23 protein-coding genes are annotated in these 25,866 nt (G+C 60.1%); 14 read left to right on the forward strand and 9 right to left on the reverse strand.

Annotation, left to right across the window (positions count from 1 at the left end; genetic code table 11):
* The first annotated feature begins 57 nt into the window (after window positions 1-57).
* A complete protein-coding gene (locus tag CKW38_RS19510) occupies window positions 58-951 on the forward strand; it encodes a LysR family transcriptional regulator (protein ID WP_095113603.1) in 894 nt (297 codons plus the stop codon).
* A 7-nt stretch (window positions 952-958) separates the two neighbouring features.
* Here the strand turns inward: CKW38_RS19510 and CKW38_RS19515 are convergent, their stop codons facing one another.
* A complete protein-coding gene (locus tag CKW38_RS19515; RefSeq protein WP_095113604.1) occupies window positions 959-1,162 on the reverse strand; it encodes a hypothetical protein in 204 nt (67 codons plus the stop codon).
* 140 nt (window positions 1,163-1,302) lie between these two features.
* Window positions 1,303-2,247, reverse strand: coding sequence for an aldo/keto reductase (locus CKW38_RS19520; protein ID WP_176472354.1), 945 nt, complete (start codon window positions 2,245-2,247; stop codon window positions 1,303-1,305).
* Between the two features lie 112 nt (window positions 2,248-2,359).
* Between CKW38_RS19520 and CKW38_RS19525 the strand changes: the two genes are divergently transcribed.
* Window positions 2,360-3,130: an alpha/beta hydrolase gene (locus CKW38_RS19525; RefSeq protein ID WP_095113605.1), complete on the forward strand. Its 771-nt coding sequence runs from the start codon at window positions 2,360-2,362 to the stop codon at window positions 3,128-3,130.
* 280 nt (window positions 3,131-3,410) lie between these two features.
* Complete coding sequence (locus tag CKW38_RS19530; RefSeq protein WP_095113606.1) at window positions 3,411-4,274, forward strand: CAP domain-containing protein; 864 nt, start codon at window positions 3,411-3,413, stop codon at window positions 4,272-4,274.
* On the opposite strand, the gene CKW38_RS19535 is transcribed toward CKW38_RS19530, so the two are convergent.
* The 3 genes from CKW38_RS19535 to CKW38_RS19545 form a co-directional block, all read right to left on the reverse strand.
* The gene (locus tag CKW38_RS19535) at window positions 4,244-5,185 is read right to left on the reverse strand and encodes a DHH family protein (protein WP_095113607.1); all 942 of its coding nucleotides are present in this window, start codon (window positions 5,183-5,185) and stop codon (window positions 4,244-4,246) included. The two genes, CKW38_RS19530 and CKW38_RS19535, sit on opposite strands and share 31 nt — an antisense overlap.
* Window positions 5,186-5,312: 127 nt before the next feature.
* Window positions 5,313-6,596: a Zn-dependent hydrolase gene (locus CKW38_RS19540; RefSeq protein ID WP_007918780.1), complete on the reverse strand. Its 1,284-nt coding sequence runs from the start codon at window positions 6,594-6,596 to the stop codon at window positions 5,313-5,315.
* 158 nt (window positions 6,597-6,754) lie between these two features.
* Window positions 6,755-8,239 (reverse strand): NCS1 family nucleobase:cation symporter-1, encoded by a 1,485-nt coding sequence (locus CKW38_RS19545; RefSeq protein WP_095113608.1) that lies wholly within the window; start codon window positions 8,237-8,239, stop codon window positions 6,755-6,757.
* A gap of 626 nt (window positions 8,240-8,865) precedes the next feature.
* Here CKW38_RS19545 and hydA point away from each other — a divergent pair.
* The 3 genes from hydA (at window position 8,866) to preA (ending at window position 13,115) form a co-directional block, all read left to right on the forward strand.
* Window positions 8,866-10,305 (forward strand): dihydropyrimidinase, encoded by a 1,440-nt coding sequence (hydA, locus tag CKW38_RS19550; protein WP_095113609.1) that lies wholly within the window; start codon window positions 8,866-8,868, stop codon window positions 10,303-10,305.
* A 167-nt stretch (window positions 10,306-10,472) separates the two neighbouring features.
* Window positions 10,473-11,840, forward strand: coding sequence for an NAD(P)-dependent oxidoreductase (locus tag CKW38_RS19555; RefSeq protein ID WP_095113610.1), 1,368 nt, complete (start codon window positions 10,473-10,475; stop codon window positions 11,838-11,840).
* Window positions 11,841-13,115, forward strand: coding sequence for an NAD-dependent dihydropyrimidine dehydrogenase subunit PreA (preA, locus tag CKW38_RS19560; RefSeq protein ID WP_007918798.1), 1,275 nt, complete (start codon window positions 11,841-11,843; stop codon window positions 13,113-13,115).
* Window positions 13,116-13,343: 228 nt separating this feature from the next.
* On the opposite strand, the gene CKW38_RS19565 is transcribed toward preA, so the two are convergent.
* Entirely contained in the window at window positions 13,344-13,964 is a 621-nt protein-coding gene (locus CKW38_RS19565; protein ID WP_007919317.1) for a TetR/AcrR family transcriptional regulator, read from the reverse strand.
* Window positions 13,965-14,103: 139 nt separating this feature from the next.
* Between CKW38_RS19565 and copC the strand changes: the two genes are divergently transcribed.
* Together copC and copD are read left to right on the forward strand one after the other, a co-directional pair.
* Entirely contained in the window at window positions 14,104-14,466 is a 363-nt protein-coding gene (gene copC, locus CKW38_RS19570) for a copper homeostasis periplasmic binding protein CopC (protein WP_007950238.1), read from the forward strand.
* A 3-nt stretch (window positions 14,467-14,469) separates the two neighbouring features.
* Entirely contained in the window at window positions 14,470-15,327 is an 858-nt protein-coding gene (gene copD / locus CKW38_RS19575) for a copper homeostasis membrane protein CopD (RefSeq protein ID WP_095113611.1), read from the forward strand.
* Window positions 15,328-15,450: 123 nt separating this feature from the next.
* Here the strand turns inward: copD and CKW38_RS19580 are convergent, their stop codons facing one another.
* Entirely contained in the window at window positions 15,451-16,593 is a 1,143-nt protein-coding gene (locus tag CKW38_RS19580) for an HlyD family secretion protein (RefSeq protein WP_095113612.1), read from the reverse strand.
* Window positions 16,590-18,245, reverse strand: coding sequence for an MFS transporter (locus tag CKW38_RS19585; RefSeq protein ID WP_007915115.1), 1,656 nt, complete (start codon window positions 18,243-18,245; stop codon window positions 16,590-16,592). The genes CKW38_RS19580 and CKW38_RS19585 overlap by 4 nt, the downstream gene beginning before the upstream one ends.
* A gap of 317 nt (window positions 18,246-18,562) precedes the next feature.
* Here CKW38_RS19585 and CKW38_RS19590 point away from each other — a divergent pair, with 317 nt between their 5' ends.
* The 6 genes from CKW38_RS19590 (at window position 18,563) to CKW38_RS19615 (ending at window position 24,943) form a co-directional block, all read left to right on the forward strand.
* Complete coding sequence (locus tag CKW38_RS19590; protein WP_007915112.1) at window positions 18,563-19,858, forward strand: OprD family porin; 1,296 nt, start codon at window positions 18,563-18,565, stop codon at window positions 19,856-19,858.
* A 416-nt stretch (window positions 19,859-20,274) separates the two neighbouring features.
* Window positions 20,275-21,099 (forward strand): NAD(P)-dependent oxidoreductase, encoded by an 825-nt coding sequence (locus CKW38_RS19595; RefSeq protein ID WP_095113613.1) that lies wholly within the window; start codon window positions 20,275-20,277, stop codon window positions 21,097-21,099.
* 30 nt (window positions 21,100-21,129) lie between these two features.
* Window positions 21,130-22,023: an SMP-30/gluconolactonase/LRE family protein gene (locus CKW38_RS19600; RefSeq protein ID WP_095113614.1), complete on the forward strand. Its 894-nt coding sequence runs from the start codon at window positions 21,130-21,132 to the stop codon at window positions 22,021-22,023.
* Window positions 22,024-22,087: 64 nt separating this feature from the next.
* Window positions 22,088-23,059 (forward strand): TRAP transporter substrate-binding protein, encoded by a 972-nt coding sequence (locus tag CKW38_RS19605; protein ID WP_007915104.1) that lies wholly within the window; start codon window positions 22,088-22,090, stop codon window positions 23,057-23,059.
* 76 nt (window positions 23,060-23,135) lie between these two features.
* Window positions 23,136-23,663, forward strand: coding sequence for a TRAP transporter small permease (locus CKW38_RS19610; RefSeq protein ID WP_007915101.1), 528 nt, complete (start codon window positions 23,136-23,138; stop codon window positions 23,661-23,663).
* Window positions 23,663-24,943 (forward strand): TRAP transporter large permease, encoded by a 1,281-nt coding sequence (locus tag CKW38_RS19615; protein WP_095113615.1) that lies wholly within the window; start codon window positions 23,663-23,665, stop codon window positions 24,941-24,943. Before CKW38_RS19610 ends, CKW38_RS19615 begins: the two co-directional genes overlap by 1 nt.
* Window positions 24,944-25,059: 116 nt before the next feature.
* Here CKW38_RS19615 and CKW38_RS19620 read toward each other — a convergent pair whose 3' ends face one another.
* Window positions 25,060-25,860, reverse strand: coding sequence for a sulfite exporter TauE/SafE family protein (locus tag CKW38_RS19620; protein ID WP_095113616.1), 801 nt, complete (start codon window positions 25,858-25,860; stop codon window positions 25,060-25,062).
* Window positions 25,861-25,866 lie beyond the last annotated feature (6 nt).

Consider the following 25,866-nt stretch of genomic DNA (forward strand, 5'->3'; position numbering starts at 1 on the left):
CCGAACTCTTCCGATAATCGACTAGAATTCAAAAAAACTTATGCAGGACACTCATCAATGCTTCGGGAAAACGCCACCGACCTCCTCGCCTTCCTCGCCGTGGCCCGCGAGCGCAGTTTCACCAAAGCGGCGGCCAAACTCGGCGTTTCGCAATCGGCGCTCAGTCACACGATTCGCGCGCTTGAAGCGCGTTTGGGCTTGCGCCTGCTGACCCGCACGACTCGCAGCGTCTCGCCCACCGAAGCCGGCGAACACCTGCTGCAAACCATCGGCCCGCGCTTCGAAGAAATCGAACTGGAACTGGCGGCGCTGAGCAACCTGCGCGACACCCCGGCGGGCAAGATCCGCATCAGCGCCACCGATCACTCGCTGAACTGGTTGCTGCGCCCGGTGCTCAAGGATTTTCTGCCGCAGTACCCGGACATATCCATCGAGGTCTGCTGCGATTATGGTTTCGTCGACATCGCCGGCCAGGGTTTCGACGCCGGTGTACGCCTGGGCGAAGACGTCGCACAAGGCATGATCGCCACCCGCATCGGCCCCGACATGCGCATGGCGGTGGTGGGCTCACCCGCCTATTTCGCCAAACGCACCCCGCCGCAAACGCCACGCGATCTGACCGAGCACGCCTGCAACAACCTGCGCCTGCCCACCAACGGCGGGTTGTACAGCTGGGAATTCGAGAAGGATGGTGAAAGCCTGAAAGTGCGGGTGTCCGGCCAGATCACCCTGAACGGCGTTTACCCGTTGCTCGACGCTGCGCTGGACGGTTTCGGATTGAGCTACATCCCGGAGAACGTCGTCGCGCCGTATCTGGCCGACGGCCGTTTGCTGCAGGTGCTTGAGGATTGGTGCCCGACGTTTGCCGGGTATCACCTGTATTACCCGAGCCGACGTCAGGCTGCGCCGGCGTTTGCGTTGTTGCTGGAGGCGTTGCGCTATCGCGGTTGATGGCTTGTCATTTTTTATAACAACCCGCAGCGCCCCAAAACGCCTTGGCTAACGTCGCCGCCTCTTTCACAGAATTCGCAGTCACGGTTGCAAACTGTCCACGCTGCGCTCCCATACACATGTATTTTTCATCAAGCGCGTAAGCAGCAAACAGAATGAACACGAGGCAAACTCCGGTAAAACAGGCGAATCGACGGCTTTGCGCATCCATGATGATTCTTCCTGAGCGAAGTAGTGTCATCATGATTACGTGCGAACAAAGCCCCTCCAACTGTCAGATCTGACAGTTTCCAAGACCATTTGGAAACTAAAAACCTCAGCCATCGAAGCAAACGGAAGATCCCGGCTCGCTCAACCTGCCAACGCAATCAACTGATGCCGCTGCGCATCGGTGAGCATCGGCCCGAACCCGGCCCTGGCGTTGTCGGCCATGTAACGCGGATTACCCGTGCCCGGGATCACACAAGTCACCGCTGAATGCGAGAGCAGAAACTTCAAAGCCAATTGCGGCCAACTGTTGACCTGCACATCGGAAACCCAGCCTGGTAACGGTTTGCCCTTCAACCGCGCGAGCAGATCACCACCACCAAACGGCCGGTTGCAGATCACCGCAACACCGCGCTCACGGCACAGCGGCAGGATGCGTTTCTCCACGCCACGGTCATCGAGGGCGTAATTGATTTGCAGAAAATCCAGTGGTTCGGCCTTCAGCACCGCCTCAACTTCGTCGTAAGCCGAGGGCGTGTAATGGGTGATGCCGATGTAACGGATGCGCCCCTGCGCTTTCCATTCACGCAGGGTCGGCAAGTGGGTCTGCCAGTCGAGCAGGTTGTGGATCTGCATCAGGTCGATGTGTTCGGTGCGCAGCAGGCTGAACGACTGCTCCATCTGCGCGATGCCTTCCTTGCGCCCGCGCGTCCACACCTTGGTCGCCAGAAACGCCGGCGAACGCGGTTCGTGGATCGACAGCAGCTCACCGGTGGTTTCCTCTGCCCGGCCATACATCGGTGAACTATCGATCAGCGTGCCGCCCTTGCTGAACAGCTCATCCAGCACTGCAGGCAATTGCCTGTAGGCCGGATCACCGGGGGCGACGTCGAAGCCGCGATAGGTGCCCAGACCCACGATTGGCAGCGACTCGGCGCTGGACGGGATGGCGCGGGTCTGCATGGCGTGGCCTCCGGAAGTCGCGGACGTCGTGGCGGTGGCCAGCGCCCGATCAAAGGTGAAGACCGCCGAAACCCCGGCGGCCAGCGTGAGCAATCGGCGACGGGAGTAACCCTCAGTGTGGCTCATGCTGGTTCCCCTGCTGCGTGGATCTGTTGCTGGTTGTGTGTGCGGGCCGCCCGCTTGCAGGGCTGGACTACACTGCGACAGCGATCCTTCACACACCGTTAAAAGTAGCCGAATGTCCCGAACCCTGATGTCACTCGTCGCATTGATCGTTGCCGTGTACCTGGTGCTGTGCGCAGCGCTGTTCTTTTTTCAGCGCTCGCTGATCTATTTTCCGCAGCCCAATGCCGTCACAAGCACCGACTCACAACTGACCTTGTCGATGCCGGACGCGCAGGTTTCGGTGCTCACCCGCGAACGTGTCGGGCCACGGGCGCTGATCTATTTCGGCGGCAATGCCGAGGATGTGTCGCGCAATCTGCCGGAGTTTGCCGAGGCGTTTCCCGATTACGCGGTATATCTGCTGAACTACCGCGGCTTTGGTGGCAGCGGCGGCTCACCGTCAGAGGCGGCGATTGCCGAGGATGCGCTGGCGCTGTTCGATCAGGTCTACGCCAGTCATCCGCAAGTGGCAGTGGTCGGGCGCAGTCTCGGTTCCGGCGTCGCGGTACGTCTGGCCAGTCAGCGCCCAGTACAACAGTTGATTCTGGTGACGCCTTACAACAGCCTCGAAGAAATCGCGACGCGGCAATATCCATGGGTGCCGGTGAAGTGGTTACTCAAGGATCGTTTCGAGTCAGGCAAGTACGCCGCGCATATTCGCGTGCCGACGCTGTTGCTGGCGGCCAGTGACGACGAGGTGATTCCGCGCGCCAGCACCCAGCGTTTGCAGGAGAGTTTCCCGCAAGGCGTAGCGGTGCTCAGGGTGGTGCCGGACTCGGGGCATAACTCGATCTCCGACCGTGCGCAGTATTTGCAGTGGATGGCGGATGTGTTGAATCGCTGATGTGTTGGCTGGGCGGGCGCCATCGCTGGCAAGCCAGCTCCCACAGTTTTTGTGGCGAGCACAATTTTGTGTACGACGCCGCACCCTGTGGGAGCTGGCTTGCCAGCGATGAGGCCAGTCCAACCACGCTTGATCTTCCTGAAACAACCAGCGCCTCGTCGCCCCACAACAAAACCTCTCCCCGCCCCTTGAACCAAGTCCAAAAAGCCCAGTCCTATCCGCGCCGCTTTCTGCGGTTCACTCAACTTTTGCGCTGTCCCTCTTCAGAGCTGCCCGTCTCATGCGCCACGCCGTTCGCTCGTCTCGCTTGGTTTCGCTGTGCCTGCTGATCCTTTCGCCGCTGTTCGCTGCAACCGCCCATGCCGGTGCGGAGCGACAACTGGTGGCCGCCATCAACGACTATCGCGCCCATCCACAACGCTGTGATCGACGCCCGGCGCAACGGCTGGCACCGTTGGCGCTGAAGTCGAACCTGGCCTTGCCGATTGGTTATCGCTACGCCGGCGGCATGCGTGAAGCGTTGAAGTCGTCAGGCTATTCCGCCATCGCGGTGCGCAGTATTCGCGTGGTCGGCGCCGAGGACGCCGAAGAGGCCTTCGACCTGCTGCAAGACGAGCACTGCGCCGCGCTGTTGGATGCGAGCTACGCCGATATCGGCATCAGTCGTTCGCGCAATGAATGGCAAGTGGTGTTGGCGCAACCGGTGCTCGACAGCCGCGTTGGCGATAACCGCAGCGTCGGCAAGGCGCTGCTCGCTGAGGTCAACGCCGCGCGCGCCCGGCCACGGATGTGTGGACGCCAGCGCTTCGCCGCCGCCCGGCCATTGAGCTGGAACGCCGCGCTGGGCGCCGCCGCACAGGGACACAGCAAAGCCATGGCTTACGGCAACTATTTTGCCCACCGCGATCCGGATGGTGACCTGCCCGCCGATCGTGCCCGTGCGGCGGGTCGTGGTCGGCAAATTGGCGAAAACATCGCTGCCGGGCAGAGTTCACCGGGCAAGGCCATGGCCGGATGGCTGGCCAGTCCCGGGCATTGCGCCAACCTGATGAACCCGATGTTTACCCAGGTTGGTGCCGGGTTTGCCAGTGAGGCGCGCAGTGATGAAGGGGTTTACTGGACGATGGTGTTTGGTGCGCAGTGACTGCCAGCGTCCAGCCCCAACCTCAACAGTTCCTTGCGCAGCATTGACGGCGATCGCACGGCCAATCCGGCCTGCCAGTCAAGTGGCAATAAGCGATTGAGCTTTTGCTGGCTGACCTCGTCTGGCGCCAGAAAGCAGCTTTTGCGGTCGCGAATACTGATCACATTCAGCAGCCAGTCATCGCCCTGCTCTGCCATCCAGCGCTTGATCATCGGCCGGTGTTTTTGCAGCAAGGCATCGGCATCCCACACCGTCATTTGTGCGAAGAAGCCAGGCAGGTTGCTCTCGGGTTTCATGCGCTTCGAGTCGGCTGCCAATGCAGCGGCCAGGTCCGATTCGATGCGGGTCTGGCATTCGAGAAAATATTGTCGGGGCCAGTCTGACGTCAGCTTTGAGCGTGAAGCGAGGTCGACGTAAGCCTCAATGTCCGCTGGTGTGGTCATCTGCCCGCTGAAGTTCAGCGTGTTGTCGAGAATCGCGGTGGCCAGCAAAGCGGCACTTTGTACGCTGATCTGCGGCAGCACACCGGCCGTCTGCCAGCGCTGAAAAACCTGGGTTGCCGCAGCGCCGATCGGACGAATATCGGCGGCAGACCCAAGCTTCTGCTGCCAATAGGTTTCGTATCCTGGATGGTGATCGATGATTTCTACCACCCGCTCGAGCACCACCATCGGGTCGAAATGGTGATAGTCCGAGACATCGACCAGGACAAACTCATCGTCCAGCGTCGGCGGGTAATCGTCAAAAGCAGCAGCCCAGCCGAGCACAGTGTGCGAAACGCTGGCGTTGGGTTGTGCGTTACTGGCGGCGCGGGCGGGAATGCCTTGCAGGTTGAGCAATTCTGCGTAGGCGATGCAGCAGGCGTAGGCGTCGATGTCCAGATAGGACGCGCCGGAGGTGATGATTTTCATGGGCCGGCAAAATCGCACATTTTCATGACGTTGTGGTGACAGCGAAAAGATCGCAGCCTCCGGCAGCTCCTGCACAGGATCTATGGTTTCCCTGTAGGAGTTGCCGAAGGCTGCGATCTTTTGATCTTCAGGCTGCGCGCTGTCCTCCCGCGACCATCGCCGAAGCCGCCAGCATCGCCCGCAACAACACCGCACAGCCGGCCGCCAGATCATCCGGCGCGGCGTTCTCGATTTCGTTGTGGCTGATGCCGCCCTCGCACGGCACGAAGATCATTCCGGCCGGGCCGAGTTCGGCGAGGAAAATCGCGTCATGCCCGGCGCCGCTGACGATGTCCATATTCGACAAGCCAAGCCCTTTCGCCGCGCCGCGCACCGCTTCCACGCAACCTTTTTCGAAGTACAGCGGCGGGAAGTCCGCTGTCGGCGTCAGTTCATAAGTCAGACCGTGCTCTTCACAGGTGGCCTCGATGACTTGTTTTACCTCGGCAATCATCGAGTCGAGGCGCGCCGGTTCCAGGTGACGGAAGTCGAGGGTCATGCGCACTTCACCGGGGATGACGTTGCGCGAGCCGGGATAGGCTTGCAGGCAACCGACTGTGCCGCAGGCGTGGGGTTGATGGCCGAGGGCGGCGCGGTTGACGGCGCCGACGATCACCGAAGCGCCGACCAGTGCATCTTTGCGCAGGTGCATCGGTGTCGGGCCGGCATGCGCTTCGACCCCGCGCAGCTTGAGATCAAACCACTTCTGCCCCAACGCACCGAGTACCACGCCGATGGTTTTCTGTTCGTCTTCGAGGATCGGGCCTTGTTCGATGTGCGCCTCGAAATAAGCGCCGACCTTATGCCCGCTGACTTCGCGCGGGCCGGCGTAGCCGATGGCGTTGAGCGCTTCGCCAACGGTGACGCCGTCGGCATCGACTTTGGCGAGGGTTTCTTCGAGGGTGAATTTCTCCGCAAACACCCCGGAGCCCATCATGCACGGGGCGAAGCGCGAGCCTTCTTCGTTGGTCCAGACCACCACTTCCAGCGGCGCTTCGGTTTCCACGCCAAGGTCGTTGAGCGTGCGCAGGACTTCGACGCCGGCGAGCACGCCGAAGCAGCCGTCGAATTTGCCGCCGGTGGGTTGGGTGTCGATGTGGCTGCCGGTCATCACCGGTGGCAGATTCGGATTGCGCCCGGGGCGACGGGCGAAGATGTTGCCGACAGCATCGACCGTGACGCTGCATCCGGCGTCCTTGCACCATTGCACAAACAGGTCGCGGGCCTGGCGGTCGAGATCGGTCAGGGCCAGGCGACACACCCCGCCTTTGACCGTGGCGCCGAGTTTGGCCAGCTCCATGAGCGACGCCCACAGGCGATCGCGGTTGATGTGCTGATGGCTCGATTGCAGAACGTCTACGGCTGCGTTCATGGGGATCTCCTCAGGCTGCTTTTCTTATGGATACTGCTGTGGTGTCTGTCAGGCCGACATCGCTGGCAAGCCAGCTCCCACAGGTTTTGGGTTGAACACACAATTTGTGTACGACTCGATCCCTGTGGGAGCTGGCTTGCCAGCGATGGGGCCCTCATTCACACCGCTGTTTTCACGGCAGAGGGCTGTGCACGCATCACGCACAACCCGTAATAAATAATCCCGCCCAGCGCCGAGCCGGTGAACCAGCCATAGCTGTAAAACCAGCTGAACGCATCGCTGCCCAGCGACAACAAGGTCAGCACCACCGGCACGCCAAACGCAACAAAACCGGCCCAGTTCCACGCTGGATAAACGTCGTCGCGGTACAACCCGGCCAGGTCCAGTTGCTGTTTCTTGATCAGGAAATAGTCCACCACCATGATCCCGGCGATCGGCCCGAGCAGGCTCGAATAGCCCAGCAACCAGTTGGAGTAAACGGTTTCCAGGCTGACATCGGAAACAATCAAACCGAGTTTTTTCAGCAGCTCATGGCCCATCAGCGCCAGCCCGACAAACCCGGTCAGCAACACCGCTTTGGTGCGGTTGATCACCTTGGGCGCGATGTTCTGGAAGTCGTTGGTCGGCGAGACGATATTGGCAGCAGTGTTGGTCGACAGCGTGGCGATGATGATCAACGCCATCGCCACCGCCACCCACACCGGGCTCTGGATGTGGCCGATCAGACTGACTGGATCAGACACGGTGACGCCGACCAGTTTCACCGACGCAGCGGTCATGATTACGCCAAGGGAAGCGAACAGAAACATGGTCAGCGGCAGACCGAAAATCTGCCCGAGGATCTGATCTTTCTGGCTCTTGGCGTAACGGCTGAAGTCCGGAATGTTCAGCGACAACGTCGCCCAAAACCCGACCATCGCGGTCAGCCCGGCGGCGAAGTAACTCACCACACTGGCGCCCTCCGGACGTTTCGCTGGAATCGCCAGCAGCTCGGTCATCGACACATTGGGCATCGCCCACACCAGCAGGCCGATGCCCACCGCTACCAGCAACGGCGCCGACAAGGTTTCCAACCATTTGATCGACTCGGCGCCACGAATCACCACCCACAGGTTCAGCGCCCAGAAGATCATGAAGCCAATCACCTCCCCGGTGCCGCCGAGGGATTTCCAGCCCTCGAACACCGAGCCGAGAAACAGGTGTATCGCCAGCCCGCCGAACATCGTTTGAATGCCGAACCAGCCACACGCCACCAATGCCCGAATCAAACACGGCACGTTGGAACCGAGAATGCCGAACGATGAGCGCAGCAACACCGGAAACGGAATGCCGTACTTGGTGCCGGGAAAGGCGTTCAGTGTGAGCGGAATCAGCACGATAACGTTGGCAAACAGAATCGCCAGCAACGCCTCGCCAACGGTCAGGCCGAAGTAAGCCGTGAGGACACCGCCGAGGGTGTAGGTCGGCACGCAGATCGACATGCCGACCCACAACGCGGTGATGTGCCATTTGTTCCAGGTTCGTTCGCGCACCTTGGTCGGTGCCATGTCGTGGTTGTAACGGGGACTGTCGAGGACGTCGCTGCCGGCTTCGAGTTCATACAAGCCGTCGCGCTCGGTCACTTGCGATCTGTTCTGTTGCATGGCCGCTCCACTGTTCTTCTGATTATTTTTTTGCTCATCAGGCGGCTTGCACACGAGGGTGCGAGCCGGACGATGGCCGGAGGAACTGACAACTTTCGTGCACCGGCCATGGTGTCAGCGGCGGCATCAATAAACGTGCCGGGTGCCCCGCTTGCGCATCGGGCCGAGCGTTAAACGCTTTGCAACTTTCTGATATTCATCAGTTTTAATTATTCACCGGGTGAGTTCGCGGAAACTTGTCTGGGTGCTCAGGCTAAACACCTGGCAAGTTGTCCGAACAGACAGGACTCAATCTGGTGCACTGCATTTATTTTCATCGTGAGCGAGCAACCGCAGCTCAACTTCAAGCGGCTGATTTCACATAGGAAATCTTGCTCATATTTCCATCCTGTCAAGTGCGTCAAAATGGTGAACGGGCTCACCATTTTGGTGATTTACGTTTTTTATCGTTATTTATCATAGACTTAAAACAGTCATAAGCTTATAAAAAATAATCTTGATCTATTGCAAATCTGCGACTAGTTTCTATTCCTGACAGCGCTGACAGGAATACACCCTGCAACGCCGTACATCAATAAAACATCTAGAACCGACACAAGTCGGTCAATGCCTGCGAGGAACTCGGAATGTCTCTGTTGATCCGTGGCGCCACCGTTGTTACCCATGATGAAAGTTATCGCGCCGACGTCTATTGCGCCGACGGCGTGATCAAAGCCATCGGTGAAAACCTTGATATTCCCGCCGGCGCCGAAGTACTCGACGGCAGCGGCCAATACCTGATGCCCGGCGGCATCGATCCGCACACCCACATGCAACTACCCTTCATGGGCACTGTGGCCAGTGAGGATTTCTACAGTGGCACGGCGGCCGGTCTGGCCGGCGGCACCACATCGATCATTGATTTCGTGATTCCCAATCCGCAGCAGTCGCTGATGGAAGCCTTTCATCAGTGGCGCGGCTGGGCGGAAAAGTCCGCCTCCGACTATGGCTTCCACGTCGCCATTACTTGGTGGAGCGAGCAGGTGCGTGAGGAAATGGCCGAGTTGGTCAGCCATCACGGCATCAACAGTTTCAAGCATTTCATGGCCTACAAGAACGCGATCATGGCCGCCGACGACACGCTGGTGGCGAGTTTCGAGCGCTGCCTGGAACTCGGCGCGGTGCCGACCGTGCACGCGGAAAACGGCGAGCTGGTTTATCACTTGCAACGCAAGTTGATGGCCCAAGGCATCACCGGGCCGGAGGCGCATCCGCTGTCGCGGCCGTCGCAGGTTGAAGGCGAAGCGGCCAGTCGGGCGATTCGTATCGCTGAAACCATCGGCACACCGTTGTATCTGGTGCACGTTTCGACCAAGGAAGCCCTCGACGAAATCACCTATGCGCGCAGCAAGGGTCAGCCGGTGTACGGCGAGGTGCTTGCCGGGCATTTGCTGCTCGACGACAGCGTCTATCAACATCCGGACTGGCAGACCGCTGCCGGTTACGTGATGAGCCCGCCGTTCCGCCCGCGCGGTCATCAAGAGGCGCTATGGCACGGGCTGCAAAACGGCAATCTGCACACCACCGCGACTGACCACTGCTGCTTCTGCGCCGAGCAGAAAGCCGCCGGGCGCGATGACTTCAGCAAAATTCCCAACGGTACGGCGGGTATCGAAGATCGCATGGCGGTGTTGTGGGATGAAGGCGTCAACAGTGGTCGTTTGTCGATGCAGGATTTCGTCGCTCTCACCTCCACCAACACCGCGAAGATCTTCAACCTCTATCCGCGCAAAGGCGCGATTCGCGTCGGCGCCGATGCCGATCTGGTGCTGTGGGATCCACAAGGCAACCGCACCATTTCCGCCAAGACCCACCATCAGCAGGTGGACTTCAACATCTTCGAAGGCAAGACCGTGCGCGGTGTGCCGAGCCATACCGTCAGCCAGGGCCGGCTGGTCTGGGCCGATGGCGACCTGCGCGCCGAGCGTGGCGCCGGTCGGTACATCGAACGGCCGGCGTACCCGGCGGTGTTTGATTTGCTGAGCAAGCGGGCTGAGTTGCATAAGCCGACTGCTGTGAAACGCTGATCCCCCGAAGATGATCGTTCCCACGCTCTGCGTGGGAATGCAGCCCGTGACGCTCCGCGTCACTGGACGCGGAGCGTCCCTAGAGGCATTCCCACGCAGAGCGTGGGAACGATCAAACCACTGCCCATCAGAGGCAGAGATCCTCAATAACCGTGAGGCACAAAACCGTGATCGAGACCCTGAACCATCTCCCCCACCCGCACGAAAGCGCGGCCGCCCTCGCCGGGCATTTCACCGATCTGGCGCCGCCGCTCAACGACCGGCAGGCGCATCTGGAAGCCTCGCGCTGCCTGTATTGCTACGACGCACCGTGCGTGAATGCGTGCCCGAGCGAGATCGACATCCCGTCGTTCATCCGCAATATCCATCAGGACAACGTTCCGGGTGCGGCGCAGAAAATCCTCTCGGCGAACATCCTCGGTGGCAGTTGCGCACGAGTCTGTCCGACCGAAATCCTTTGCCAACAAGCCTGCGTGCGCAACAACGCCCACGAATGCGCGCCAGTGTTGATCGGCCTGCTGCAACGCTATGCCGTCGACAACGCACACTTCACCGAACACCCGTTCCAGCGCGCTGCCACCACCGGCAAGCGCATCGCCGTGGTCGGTGCCGGACCGGCCGGTTTGTCCTGCGCCCACCGCAGTGCCATGCACGGCCACGACGTGGTGATTTTCGAAGCACGGGAGAAGGCTGGCGGTCTCAACGAATACGGGATCGCCAAGTACAAACTGGTCGACGACTACGCGCAGAAGGAACTGGATTTTCTCCTGCAGATTGGCGGCATCGAGATTCGTCACGGGCAAAAACTCGGCGAGAATCTGACCCTCAGCGAACTGCATCAGCAGTTTGACGCGGTGTTCCTCGGCCTCGGCCTCAACGCCAGCAAGCAACTCGGTTTGGCCCATGAAGATGCCCCGGGCTTGCTCGCCGCCACCGATTACATTCGCGAATTGCGCCAGGCCGATGACCTCACGCAACTGCCGCTGGCCGAGCGCTGCATCGTGCTCGGCGCCGGTAATACGGCGATCGACATGGCCGTGCAAATGGCCCGCCTCGGTGCCCGTGATGTGAATCTGGTGTATCGCCGTGGCGCGGCGGACATGGGCGCCACCGGCCATGAGCAAGACATCGCCAAAGCCAATCAGGTACGCCTGCTGACCTGGGCGCAACCGGAAGAGGTACTGCTCGACGCTCAGGGCCATGTGCGCGGCATGCGTTTCGCCCGCACCGATCTGGTCGAAGGACGCCTGCAAACCACCGGCGAAACTTTCGAGTTGGCTGCTGACGCGATCTTCAAAGCCATCGGCCAAGCGTTCGATGGCAGCGCCCTCGCCGACCCGCTAGCCCGCGAACTCAAGCGCCAGGGCGAGCGCATTCAGGTCGACGAAAACCTGCGCACCAGCATCCCCGGCGTGTATGCCGGCGGCGATTGCACCAGCCTCGATCAAGACCTCACCGTGCAAGCCGTGCAGCACGGCAAACTCGCCGCCGAGGCGATCAACGCTCAACTGATGCTTAACGTGGAGGCTGCGTAAATGGCCGATCTGTCGATTGTCTTCGCTGGCATCAAAGCGCCGAATCCGTTCTGGCTGGCCTCCGCGCCACCGACTGACAAGGCTTACAACGTGGTCCGCGCGTTTGAAGCGGGCTGGGGTGGCGTGGTCTGGAAAACCCTCGGTGAGGATCCGGCGGCGGTCAACGTGTCGTCGCGTTATTCGGCGCACTACGGCAATAACCGTGAAGTGCTCGGCATCAACAATATCGAGCTGATCACCGACCGTTCGCTGGAAATCAACCTGCGCGAAATCACTCAGGTGAAGAAGGACTGGCCGGATCGCGCGCTGATCGTTTCGCTGATGGTGCCGTGCGTCGAGGAGTCATGGAAACACATCCTGCCGCTGGTCGAAGCTACGGGCGCTGACGGCATCGAGCTGAATTTCGGCTGCCCGCACGGCATGCCCGAGCGTGGTATGGGCGCGGCGGTCGGTCAGGTGCCGGAGTATGTCGAGCAAGTCACACGCTGGTGCAAGACCTATTGCTCGCTGCCGGTGATCGTCAAACTGACGCCGAACATCACCGACATCCGCGTCGCCGCCCGCGCGGCCCATCGCGGTGGCGCCGATGCGGTGTCGCTGATCAATACGATCAACTCGATCACCAGCGTCGATCTGGAGCACATGGTCGCCCTGCCCACCGTCGGCAGCAAAAGCACTCACGGCGGTTATTGCGGCTCGGCGGTGAAGCCGATTGCGCTGAACATGGTCGCCGAGATTGCCCGCGATCCAGAAACCCAAGGCTTGCCGATCTGCGGCATTGGCGGCATCGGCAGTTGGCGTGATGCGGCGGAATTCATGGCGCTGGGCAGCGGCGCAGTGCAGGTGTGCACGGCGGCGATGCTGCATGGTTTCCGCATTGTCGAGGAGATGAAGGACGGGCTGTCGCGGTGGATGGACAGTCAGGGCTACGCCAACATTGCCGAGTTTTCCGGGCGTGCGGTGGGCAATACCACGGACTGGAAGTACCTCGACATCAACTATCAGGTGATTGCCAAGATTGATCAGGAGGCGTGCATTGGTTGCGGGCGTTGCCATATTGCTTGTGAGGACACTTCACACCAGGCGATCGGTAGTCTGAAGCAAGCGGACGGCACGCATAAATATGAAGTGATTGATGAGGAGTGTGTGGGTTGTAACTTGTGCCAGATCACTTGCCCGGTGGCGGATTGCATCGAGATGGTGCCGATGGAGACTGGCAAGCCGTTTCTGGACTGGAATCATGATCCGCGGAATCCGTATCACGTTGCGGTCTAGCCCCTCACCCTAACCCTCTCCCAAAGGGAGAGGGGACTGATTGGGGTATATTCCAGAAATCCACCGACCTGAACGATTTGCTTTGAATCCATAATCGATACATGCATAGGCACGAACAGCCTTGAATCCTTATTCGACTGGATTTTTCAGGTCGATGTAACCCGAAAGACACCTCGGTAGGCCCCCTCTCCCTCTGGGAGAGGGCTGGGGTGAGGGTCAGCTTTTGCTTCAGGGTTCCAACCCGATCCCCCGCAATATCACACTCGTCACCGTCTGCACCGCCCGCTCGAACTGCATGTCCGACAACGGCTGATGTTCATTCAGAATATTCACCTGATGATCAAAGTCAGCATAGTGCTGAGTCGACGCCCAGATCATGTACAGCAGACTCGACGGCTCCACCGGCAAAATCCGCTTGTCCTCGACCCATTGACGAATCTTCGCTTCCTTCATTTTCGCCCAGTCATACAGGCTGACATCCAGCGCCTCACCCAACGTTGGCGCGCCGTGAATGATCTCATTGGCCCAGACTTTCGAACCGTACGGCCGGCTGCGCGAGTGGTTCATCTTGGCGCGGATGTAACTGCTCAGCACCACGCGCGGATCGTCGAACATTTCGAAGCACAGTGCGTCTTGCTTCCACACTTCCAGCAGGTCGAACAGCACCGCGCTGTACAGCTCGCTCTTGGTGCTGAAGTAGTAATGCAGGTTGGAACGCGGCAGTTGCACTTCAGCCGCGATGTCGGCCATGGCTGTGCCGCCAAAGCCTTTTTCGGCGAAGACTTTTTCCGCCGCGAGGAGAATTTTCTCGACGTTGTTGCGACGAATCTCGATCTTGTGATTGCCCATGAGGGCTCCCTGACAACAGCGTTGCCCAAGACTAGCATCCGCTCTGCTCCGCGGGCGACCGCTGCAAACAAAACTTCGTGCTGGCGTGAGCGGATGGCTAAACTGACGCTTCTTCAATCCTGCCTCAGAGGTATTCGCGATGCTGTTCAAGAACGTCCTGACCACCACTGCCCTGCTCGCTTCGCTGTTTGCCGCATCCTCGGTATTTGCCCACGCCCACCTGAAAAGCCAGACCCCGGCCGCCGATAGCACAGTCGCCGCTCCCGCCGATCTGCGCCTGACCTTTTCTGAAGGCGTCGAAGCCAGTTTCACCAAAGTCACCGTGACCAAGGATGGTGCGCCGGTCGCCGTTAAGCCGTTGACCACCGAAGGCGACAAGAAAACCCTGATCGTCACCCCGGCCGCTCCGCTGACCGCCGGCGAGTACAAAGTCGAATGGCACGCGGTGTCGGTCGATACGCACAAAAGCGAAGGCGCTTATCAGTTCAAGGTTGGTCAGTAATTCATGAGTGAAGCGCTGGTGCTGTGCCGCTTTGTGCATTTCATCGTGGTGTTGATGCTGTTCGGGGCCTGGTTGTTCAGGCCGTTGCTGCTCAGGGATGAAGCGCTGCAAGTGGACCGGCACCTGGCGCGACTGACGCGTTGGCTGGCTGCTGTGGCGCTGGTCAGCGGAATTGCCTGGGCACTTTTGATTACTGCGAGCATGGCCAGTTCGACAACGGCGGCGTTTGATCCGGACACGGTTGCACTGGTGTTGGGCAATACGTTTTTCGGTCAGGTGTGGCGCTGGCATCTGCTGATCAATGCCGCGCTGTTGGCGTTGCTGCTTACGCCTTGGCATTCGAACATGCCGTTGCGGCTGGGCCTGAGCGTCTTGCTACTGGCAACCCTCGCACCGGTCGGGCATGGCGCCATGCTCGATGGTGTGAGCGGGCAATTGCTGATTCTCAACCAGATCGTGCATCTGATCTGTGTGGCGGCGTGGCTGGGCGGGCTGTTGTTGCTGGTGATGATTCTGCGTCAGCCGACGGAGCCGATGCCGGCGATTTTGCAGCGTTTCAGCGGGGTCGGCTATGCCTTGGTCGCGGGGTTGCTGATTACGGGTTTGATCAATGTGCGTGTGCTGACCGGCCAGTGGTGGCCGACACCATTGTTCAGCGGGTTTGCCTTGATCCTGTTGATCAAGGCGATGATCGTGCTGGGGATGCTTGGGCTAGCGCTGTTCAACCGCTTGCGGGTTGAAGATTGTGAACAGCGGATGGGCGCGCTCCGGCGCAGTGTGATGCTGGAATGGTTGCTGGGGATCGGTGCGGTGGCGGCGGTCTCGCTGCTAGGCACCCTGCCCCCGATGATCACAACCTAAAAATCATGGAGATCCAATGTAGGAGTGAGCCTGCTCGCGATAGCGGTGTGTCAGTCAAATATCACTAACTGACACACCGCTATCGCGAGCAGGCTCACTCCTACAATTGGATCTCTGTGTTGATCAGTGAGGTTGGGTGTTGCCTGCTGCGGTGTCGATGCTGACCACCACCGACATCCCCGGACGCAACCGTTCCTCTTCCTGTTGATCCGGATCGATGGTGATCCGCACCGGCACCCGCTGGGCAATTTTCACAAAGTTGCCGGTCGCGTTATCCGCCTGCAACAACGCAAATTCAGAACCAGTCCCCGGCGAAATATGCTGCACATGCCCGGTGAATTTACGGTGGTTCAAGGCATCGACGGTGAAGCGCACCGGTTGCCCGACGCGCACATTGTCCATCTGGGTTTCCTTCATGTTGGCGATCACCCATTTCTGGTTCGGCACCAACGCCATCAACTGCGCCCCGGAGTTGACGTAGGCGCCGAGACGCACGCCGATCTGCCCGAGCTGACCGTCACGCGGGGCAACGATGCGCGTGTTCGACAGGTCGATCCGCGCCAGTTGCACCGCTGCTTCGGCGCTGGCCACGGCCGCTTCCAGCGAGCCACGATTGACGATCACCGTTTGCAGATCCTGGCGGGCGATTTCCAGATTGGCCTTGGCCTGCGCCACCCCCGCAACACTCTGCGCATTCGCCGCCAGTGCTACATCCATCTCACGCTTGGACACCGAACCGTCGCGCACCAATTCCTGGTTACGGCGCAGATCGGCCTCGCTCTTGCGCAACTGCGCTTCGCTGTCGGCCAGTACGGCCTGACGCAATTTGATCGTCGCCTCGGCGCTGTTGCGTTGCTGCACGACATTGGCCAATGCGGCTTTCTGTACCGCCAGTTGCGCCAGCGACTGGTCAAGGCGCTGCTGATAGATGCGGTCGTCCAGGCGCACCAGCAAATCCCCGGCCTTCACGTACTGGAAATCCTGCACCGGCACTTCATAGACATAACCGGCGAGTTGCGGGCCGATGATCGTTACCTGGCCGCGAATCAGGGCGTTTTCGGTGGTCTCGACGGCACTGCTGAATGGCGGCAGTTGCCAGGCATACAGCACGATCAACACACCCACGATGGCAATCGCCGCGAAGCCCATTGAAGAGATGATCCGCACCCGCAGCGAGCGCGGCTCGGTGTTCGGTGATGACGGCGGCGCCACACCTTCAGGTGTGGCGGCAATGGCATTGGTGGTCGTGGTGGTCGGTTCGGTCATGAAGAAGTGGCACCGCTCGAAGGTGTGGATGGCGCTGGGGCGACGGCTTTGGTGGTGCTCATCAGCCACAGCGCACGAATGGACAGCCAGATCATGGTCAGCACCGCAATCACGGCGATCAACATGAACACATCGTTGTAGGCCAGCACGTTGGCCTCACGGGTGGCGGCATTGGACAGGCTGCGAATACCCGCCAGGTTGCGCAGACTCGGGTCGGCCAACAGCGAACCGTAGGCCGAGCCGCCGCTCTGCACGCGTGCAGCCACCAACGGGTCAGACAGCGTCAGGTGCTCAACGATGTGACTGGAATGAAATTTTTCCCGGACGATCTGGAAGGTGCCCAGAAGCGCCGCGCCCAGCAGGCCGCCGAGGTTATTGCAGATCCCGAACAGCACCGAAAAGCTCACCAGATTACGCGGATTGGTCAGCACGTTACGAGTACCGAAAACCATGGTCGGGCCGAGGAAAAACGTGCTGCCGAAGGCCAGCAGGAATTGACTGAAATAGAGGTTTTCCGGGCGCGTCAGGTTGTTGGAAAAGCTGTCCATCACCGACCCGGTGGCCATCAGACCCAGCGAGATGATCAACGGCATCAGCAGGTGCTTGGGGTCGATAGTCAGTGCGCTGGTCAACAGTCCCGCAACACTGCCGATCAGCATCACCACGTACAGGCTGTGCAACTGCTCATAGCCCATGTTCAGGTTCTGCATGAAACCCACCGCACCGGTGGACTGCTCCGAGGTGACCATACGAATCAGGGTCACCGCCAGCGCCAGGCGGATCATCGTCCCGCTGCCCAGCCAACGAGTCATCAGCAGCGGGTTGCTGCGGTTATGTTCGATGGCCAGACCGGCGATGATCAAGGCAATCGAAGCAGCCAACGCATAGCCGATCCAGTCGGCCTCCAGCCACCAATCGATCCGCCCGAGCGACAACACCGCACACAGCAACGCCACGCCAGTGGCGAGAATGGCAAAGGTGAGAAAGTCGAGTTTTTCAAAGGTTTTGAAGCGGTCGCCCGGCGGCAACTTGAGCATCAATACACAGCCCAGCGACAGCAGTGCCATGCCCAGTTCGAACAGATACAAGCCCCGCCATTCGGCGATCTGCAGCAAGTCTTCGGAAAATAATCGCGCCAATGGCAGCGCCAGTTGGGAAGTGCCGAGGCCGAGCACCAACGCCTTCATCCGCCACTTCGCCGGGAACGCCTGAACCATGTAATACAGACCCAGCGAACTCAGCGCTGCGCCGACCATGCCGTGGGCCGCGCGCACCGCCACCGCCGAATTGAGGTCATTGACGAACAAATGGCCGAAGGTCACCAGCGCGTACAACACCAGGAACACTTCGGTGAACGCACGCAACCCGAACTGCTGGCGAAACTTCACCAGCAGCAGGTTCATCGACACGTTGGTCATCACGAACGCTGCCGGCAGCCAGGCCATTTCCGCGGTGGTCGCACCGAGTGCGCCTTGCAGGTAAGGCAGGTTGGCCACCACCAGCGAGTTGCCCAAACCACCGGTGACCGCCACCAGCACACCGACCAGCGCATAGGCCAGGCGCTTGGGATTGGAATGCAACGGCGTTGAGGGGGAACCGGGCAGACTGGGCTTTTCGTGGGGCTGCCAGTTGCGCGGGGCGTATTGATCCATTGCAAGGCCTTGTGCGGAAGGTGGGTGAAGTTTGCCGCAAATTCACCGGCAACACACATCCCATGGACAACACAGATACTTGTAGGAGCTGTCGAGTGAAACGAGGCTGCGATCTTTTGATCCTGTTTTTATTTAAAAAGCCAGATCAAAAGATCGCAGCGTGCCGCAGCTCCTACAAAGTGATCTGCGTCGCGACGGCAAGTCATCGTATAACTTGCTGTTGACATTCCCGTAAAACCTAGGAAATATCCGCACCCATGTTGTACGACGACGTATGACAAATAATAAAAACAACAAACGAAACAGGGAGCGTCACAGTGAGCACACTCGTCTGCAGTTCCGTCCGCCCTTCCCGCTTTGCCACGCTTCGCCCGCGTTCCACCCTCGGCCTGATCGGCTGCAGCAGCCTTGCCTTGGCCTTACCGATGAGCGCCGATGCCGAAGGCTTTCTCGAAGACAGCAAAGCCACGCTGAACCTGCGCAACGCCTACTTCAACCGCAACTTCGTCAACCCGGCCTACCCGCAAGGCAAGGCTGAGGAGTGGACGCAAAACTTCATCCTCGATGCCAAATCCGGCTTCACCCAGGGCACTGTGGGGTTCGGCCTCGATGTGCTGGGAATGTATTCGCAGAAGCTCGATGGCGGCAAAGGCACGGGCGGCACGCAACTGTTGCCGATCCACGATGACGGACGCCCGGCCGACAACTTCGGCCGCCTCGGGGTAGCGCTGAAAGCCAAGGTATCGAAGACCGAATTGAAGGTCGGCGAGTGGATGCCGGTGCTGCCGATCCTGCGCTCCGACGATGGCCGCTCGCTGCCGCAGACCTTTCGCGGCGGCCAGATCACCTCCACCGAGATCAATGGCCTGACTGTCTACGGTGGCCAGTTCCGTGGCAACAGCCCGCGCAACGACGCGAGCATGGAAGACATGTCGATGAACGGCCGTGGCGCGTTCACTTCCGATCGCTTCAACTTCGGCGGCGGCGAGTACAGCTTCAACGATAAGCGCACGCAGGTTGGTGTCTGGTACGCCGAACTCACGGACATCTACCAGCAGCAGTATTTCAACCTCAGCCACAGCCAGCCGTTGGGCGACTGGACGCTGGGCGCCAACCTCGGTTTCTTCACCGGCAAGGAAGACGGCAGCGCTCAGGCCGGCGACCTCGACAACAAAACCGCGTTCGCCCTGCTTTCGGCCCGCTACGGCGGCAACACCTTCTATGTCGGTCTGCAAAAGCTCAGTGGCGACGACGCGTGGATGCGAGTCAACGGCACCAGCGGCGGCACCCTCGCCAACGACAGTTACAACGCCAGCTACGACAACGCCAAAGAGCGCTCCTGGCAGCTGCGCCATGACTACAACTTCGTCGCCCTTGGCGTTCCCGGTCTGACCCTGATGAACCGTTACATCAGCGGCGATAACGTGCACACCGGGACAATCACTGACGGCAAGGAATGGGGCCGCGAGTCGGAACTGGCCTACACCGTGCAAAGCGGCCCGCTGAAGAATCTCAACGTGAAATGGCGCAACGCGACGATTCGCCGGGACTTCAGCACCAACGAGTTTGACGAGAACCGGATCTTTATCAGTTATCCGATTTCGTTGTTGTAAAGCCAGTCGCCACACCGAGCTTCCCTGTGGGAGCGAGCCCGCTCGCGAAGGCGGCGTGTCAGTCGATACAAGAGTTGCCTGGACCGGCCTCATCGCTGGCAAGCCAGCTCCCACAGGATTTTGTGGTGAATGCGGTAATTGAAAACAACGCTGATACCTGTGGGAGCTGGCTTGCCAGCGATGGCGGCGGCAGATTCACCATTGATGTTAATTGACACACCGCTTTCGCGAGCAGGCTCGCTCCCACAAGGAGATTGCATTGCAACGAAGGAGTCGCGGTGATTGAAAAGTGAATGACCCCCTTCCGTCATTTACACCAAAAGTCGCGTTGACAAGTTCCGGAAACCCTACCGATACTTCAGCGCAGTCATACGACAACCTACAACAAACCTAATAACAACGTGTAAGGGATTGCCATGACGTCTACCTCTACTCCCCGCGCCCCGTTCAACCGTCTGCTGCTGACCGGCGCCGCCGGTGGCCTGGGCAAAGTCCTGCGCGAACGGATGCGCCCTTATGCCAATGTCCTGCGCCTGTCGGACATCGCCGCCCTCACCCCGGCCATTGATGATCGTGAAGAAATCGTGGTCTGCGATCTGGCCGACAAACACGCCGTGCACCAACTGGTCGAAGGCGTCGATGCGATCCTGCATTTTGGCGGTGTCTCCGTCGAGCGGCCCTTCGAAGAAATCCTCGGCGCCAACATCTGCGGTGTGTTTCACATCTACGAAGCCGCGCGCCGGCATGGCGTCAAGCGGGTGATCTTCGCCAGTTCCAACCACGTCATCGGCTTCTACAAACAGGATGAACCACTCGACGCCAGTTCCGCGCGCCGCCCCGACGGCTACTACGGTTTGTCCAAGTCCTACGGCGAAGACATGGCCAGTTTCTATTTCGATCGCTACGGCATCGAGACCGTGAGCATCCGCATCGGCTCCTCGTTCCCCGAGCCGCAAAACCGTCGAATGATGCACACCTGGCTGAGCTTCGACGACCTCACGCAATTGCTCGAACGCGCGCTATACACGCCAAACGTCGGTCACACCGTGGTCTATGGCATGTCCGACAACAAGGACGTCTGGTGGGACAACAAATTCGCCAGCCACCTCGGTTTTGCCGCGAAGGACAGCTCCGAGGTGTTCCGCGAAAAGGTCGAAGCGCAGCCAATGCCGGCCGCCGATGATCCGGCGCGGATCTATCAGGGCGGCGCGTTTGTCGCCGCAGGTCCGTTCGGCGACTGATCACTCTGACAACGACGCAAGGGAATGAGTATGCAAGCCGATTTGATCGTCGATGCGCGCAACGCCGTGGGCGAAAGCCCGGTCTGGGTAGCAGAGGAAAACGCACTGTACTGGGTGGATATTGCCAACGGCGGGCTGCAACGCTGGAGCGCCGAGACCGGCCATGTGCATGCCTGGAAAACCCCGCAGATGCTCGCCTGCATCGCCCGCCACAGCCGTGGCGGCTGGGTCGCCGGCATGGAAAGCGGCTTCTTCCATCTGCATCCGCACAGCGACGGCAGCCTCGACAGCGAGCTGCTCGCGAGTGTCGAGCACAACCGTGACGACATGCGCCTGAACGATGGTCGTTGCGACCGTCAGGGCCGCTTCTGGGCCGGCAGCATGGTGCTGAACATGGGCCTGAACGCGCCCGAAGGCCGGCTCTACCGCTACGGTGCCGGGCAGTCTGGCGTCATCGAAGCGCAGCTCGACGGTTTCATCGTGCCCAACGGCCTCGGTTTCAGCCCTGACGGCAAGACCATGTACCTGTCAGATTCGCATCCCGACGTACAACTGATCTGGGCGTTCGATTACGACACCGAGACCGGCACACCGTCGAACCGCCGCGTCTTCGTCGACATGAACCACTTTCCCGGCCGTCCCGATGGAGCCGCCGTGGACGCCGAAGGTTTCTACTGGATCTGCGCCAACGATGCCGGCCTCATCCACCGCTTTGCCCCGGACGGTCGTCTTGATTTCTCGCTGGAAGTGCCGGTGAAGAAACCGACGATGTGTGCCTTCGGCGGCAGCCGCATGGACACCCTTTTCGTCACCTCGATTCGTCCCGGCGAGGACCACGATCCGCAATCCCTGGCCGGCGGCGTTTTCGCCCTCAACCCCAACGTCAAAGGCCTGCCGGAGCCGCTGTTCAACGATTCCCTGTAATACCCGCTTGTACTGCACCGCTGCGCCTTGAACACAAAAATAACAAGACTGGAGACTCACCCCCATGAACTTCAAACGCACCTTGCTGGCCGCTGCACTCCCGCTGATGGTTACCTTCACTGGCGCCGCTCAGGCCCTGCAACTCAAATTCGCTGACATTCACCCCGCCGGTTATCCAACCGTGGTGGCCGAAGAAAACATGGGTAAGACCCTGACCAAGGAGACCAACGGCGAGCTGACCTTCCAATACTTCCCCGGCGGTGTGCTGGGCTCCGAAAAGGAAGTCATCGAGCAGATGCAAGTCGGCGCCGTACAGCTGTCTCGCGTCAGCCTGGGTATCGTCGGCCCCGTGGTCCCGGACGTGAACGTGTTCAACATGCCGTTCATCTTCCGCGACCATCAACACATGCGTAACGTCATCGACGGCGCAGTGGGCGACGAGATTCTCGACAAGATCACCAACTCCGAATTCGGCCTGGTGGCCCTGGCCTGGATGGACGGCGGCACGCGCAACGTCTACACCAAGAAACCGGTGCGCAAGCTCGAAGACCTCAAGGGCATGAAAATCCGCGTGCAAGGCAACCCGATGTTCATCGACATGATGAACGCCATGGGCGGTAACGGCATCGCCATGGATACCGGCGAGATCTTCAGTGCCCTGCAGACCGGCGTGATCGACGGCGCGGAAAACAACCCGCCAACCCTGCTCGAACACAACCACTTCCAGAATGCGAAGTACTACAGCCTCACGGGCCACCTGATCCTGCCAGAGCCGATCGTGATGTCGAAAATCACCTGGGAAAAACTGACCCCGGATCAACAGGCGCTGGTCAAGACTGCCGCCAAGGCTGCCCAGGCCGAAGAGCGCGTGCTGTGGGACAAGAAGTCCGCTGCCAGTGAAGAAAAACTCAAGGCCGCCGGCGTCGAATTCATCGAGGTCGACAAAAAACCCTTCTACGACGCCACCGCACCGGTGCGGGAAAAGTACGGCGCGAAGTATGCCGACCTGATCAAGAAAATCGAAGCCGTTCAGTAACGCCTCCCGCTCCGTCCTCATGAACAAGGCCCGGTGCGCCCGATGACTGCGGCGCACCCGGTTACGGTGGAACCCGATGAAGAATCTACTGCTGCGTATCAACGACAAGATCTACATGACGTGCATCTGGGTCGCCGGCCTTTCCGTCCTGGCGATTTCCCTGATGATTCCCTGGGGCGTGTTCGCCCGCTACGTGCTGGGCACCGGTTCGAGCTGGCCCGAGCCCACGGCGATCCTGTTGATGATGGTGTTTACCTTCATCGGTGCCGCCGCCAGTTACCGCGCCGGCGCGCACATGGCCGTGGCCATGCTCACCGATCGCATGCCTCCACAACTGAGATCTGCAGCGGCGATTTTTTCCCAGCTGCTGATGGCGGCGATCTGCATCTTCATGACGATCTGGGGCGCCAAGCTGTGCATGTCCACCTGGAACCAGTTCATGGCAGCCCTGCCCGATCTGCGCGTTGGCGTGACCTATCTGCCAATTCCTGTGGGCGGCTTGCTGACGCTGGTTTTCGTGCTGGAAAAACTCTTGCTCGGTGACCAGAGCAAACGGCGGGTCGTGCAGTTCGATCTGGTTGAAGAAAGTGAAGGTGCCGCTTAATGGACGCTCTGATTCTGCTGGGCAGTTTTATCGTATTGATCCTGATCGGCATGCCGGTCGCCTACGCGCTCGGCGCGGCCGCCCTGATCGGTGCATGGTGGATCGACATTCCGTTCCAGGCGGTAATGATCCAGGTCGCTTCGGGGGTGAACAAATTCTCGCTGCTGGCCATTCCGTTCTTCGTCCTGGCCGGGGCGATCATGGCCGAGGGCGGCATGTCGCGTCGATTGGTGGCGTGTGCCGGGGTGCTGGTGGGTTTTGTCCGCGGCGGTCTGTCACTGGTCAACATTGTCGCCTCGACCTTTTTCGGCGCGATCTCCGGTTCGTCGGTGGCCGACACCGCGTCGGTGGGTTCGGTGCTGATTCCGGAAATGGAACGCAAGGGCTATCCACGGGATTTCTCCACCGCCGTGACTGTCAGCGGTTCGGTGCAAGCGCTGCTGACCCCGCCAAGCCATAACTCGGTGCTCTACTCCCTGGCCGCCGGTGGCACGGTTTCGATTGCCTCGCTGTTCATGGCGGGCATCGTGCCGGGCTTGCTGATGAGCGCCTGCCTGATGGTGCTGTGCCTGATTTTCGCGAGAAAACGCGACTATCCCAAGGGTGAAGTGATCCCGATGCGCCAGGCGTTGAAAATCGTCGGCGAAGCCCTCTGGGGCCTGATGGCGATGGTGATCATCCTCGGCGGCATCCTCTCGGGCATCTTCACCGCTACCGAATCGGCGGCCATCGCCGTGCTGTGGTCGTTCTTCGTCACCATGTTCATCTACCGCGACTACAAGTGGCGCGAACTGCCGAAACTGATGCACCGCACAGTACGGACGATTTCGATCGTGATGATCCTGATCGGTTTCGCCGCAAGCTTCGGCTACATCATGACCCTGATGCAGATCCCGGCGAAGATCACCACGCTGTTCCTGACCCTGTCGGACAACCGCTACGTGATCCTGATGTGCATCAACGTCATGCTGCTGTTGCTCGGCACGGTGATGGACATGGCGCCGCTGATCCTGATCCTGACGCCAATCCTGATGCCGGTGATTCTCGGCATCGGCGTCGATCCGGTGCAGTTCGGCATGATCATGCTGGTCAACCTTGGGATCGGATTGATAACGCCGCCGGTGGGTGCGGTGCTGTTTGTCGGTTCGGCGGTGGGCAAGGTCAGTATCGAGAGCACCGTGAAGGCGCTGCTGCCGTTCTATGCCGTGCTGTTCCTGGTGTTGATGCTGGTGACTTACGTGCCGGCACTTTCGCTGTGGTTGCCGCACTTGGTGTTGTAACAACCTGAAAGATCGCAGCCTCGTTTCACTCGACAGTTCCTACAGGGAAACGCAATCCCTGTAGGAGCTGCCGAAGGCTCGGGCCGCGATCGGACGATCTTTTGATCTTCCAATACTCAAGCCCGCAACAACATATACCCCGCCACCACCAGACAGACACTGGCAAATCCCACCTGCAACGCCCGCGCCGGCACCCGTGCACAGAGCTTACGGCCGATGATCATGCCGACAATGCTGGCGACGATGAACGCCGCGCCCTGCCCGTCAATCAGCACACCGGCGTGGAACGAGCCGATCACGCCAATCGCCGAAATCAGACTGATCACCATCAACGACGTCGCAACAATCCCGCGCATCTGCACGTCGGTCAGTTGCTTGAACGCCGGCACAATCAGAAACCCGCCACCGACACCGAGCAATCCGGACACCACGCCGGTAATTGCGCCTAACGCAGCCAACGTTGCGGTGCATTTGGCGGTCCAGTCAAAGCGCCCGGTTTGTTCATTGAGCATGCAATTTTTCTGACCCCAGCTGGCGTGACCGTGATCGCTCGGCCCCTCCTGCTGACGCTCGCGGCGCAGCATGCGCCAGGCCACCATGACCATCAGCAGACTGAACAGAATCATCAGGATTTTCTCCGGCAACTGATGCGCGAAGTAGATTCCCAACGGCGAGAACACCGCACCCAACGCCGCAATCAACAACGCCGCGCGATAGCGCACCAGGCCATGACGCAGGCCGTCGATGGCACCGACCGCCGCCGCACTGCCGACCGCAAACAGCGCCACCGGCGCCGCTTGCGTCATCGTCCAGCCAAGCCCGAGCACCAGTGCCGGCACCGCAAGAATCCCGCCGCCGGCCCCGGTCAAGCCAAGGACCAACCCCATCACCACGCCAAACAGACTTGCCAGCAACATAGGGTT

This window comes from Pseudomonas sp. Irchel 3H7 (assembly GCF_900187605.1).
GTDB lineage: Bacteria > Pseudomonadota > Gammaproteobacteria > Pseudomonadales > Pseudomonadaceae > Aquipseudomonas.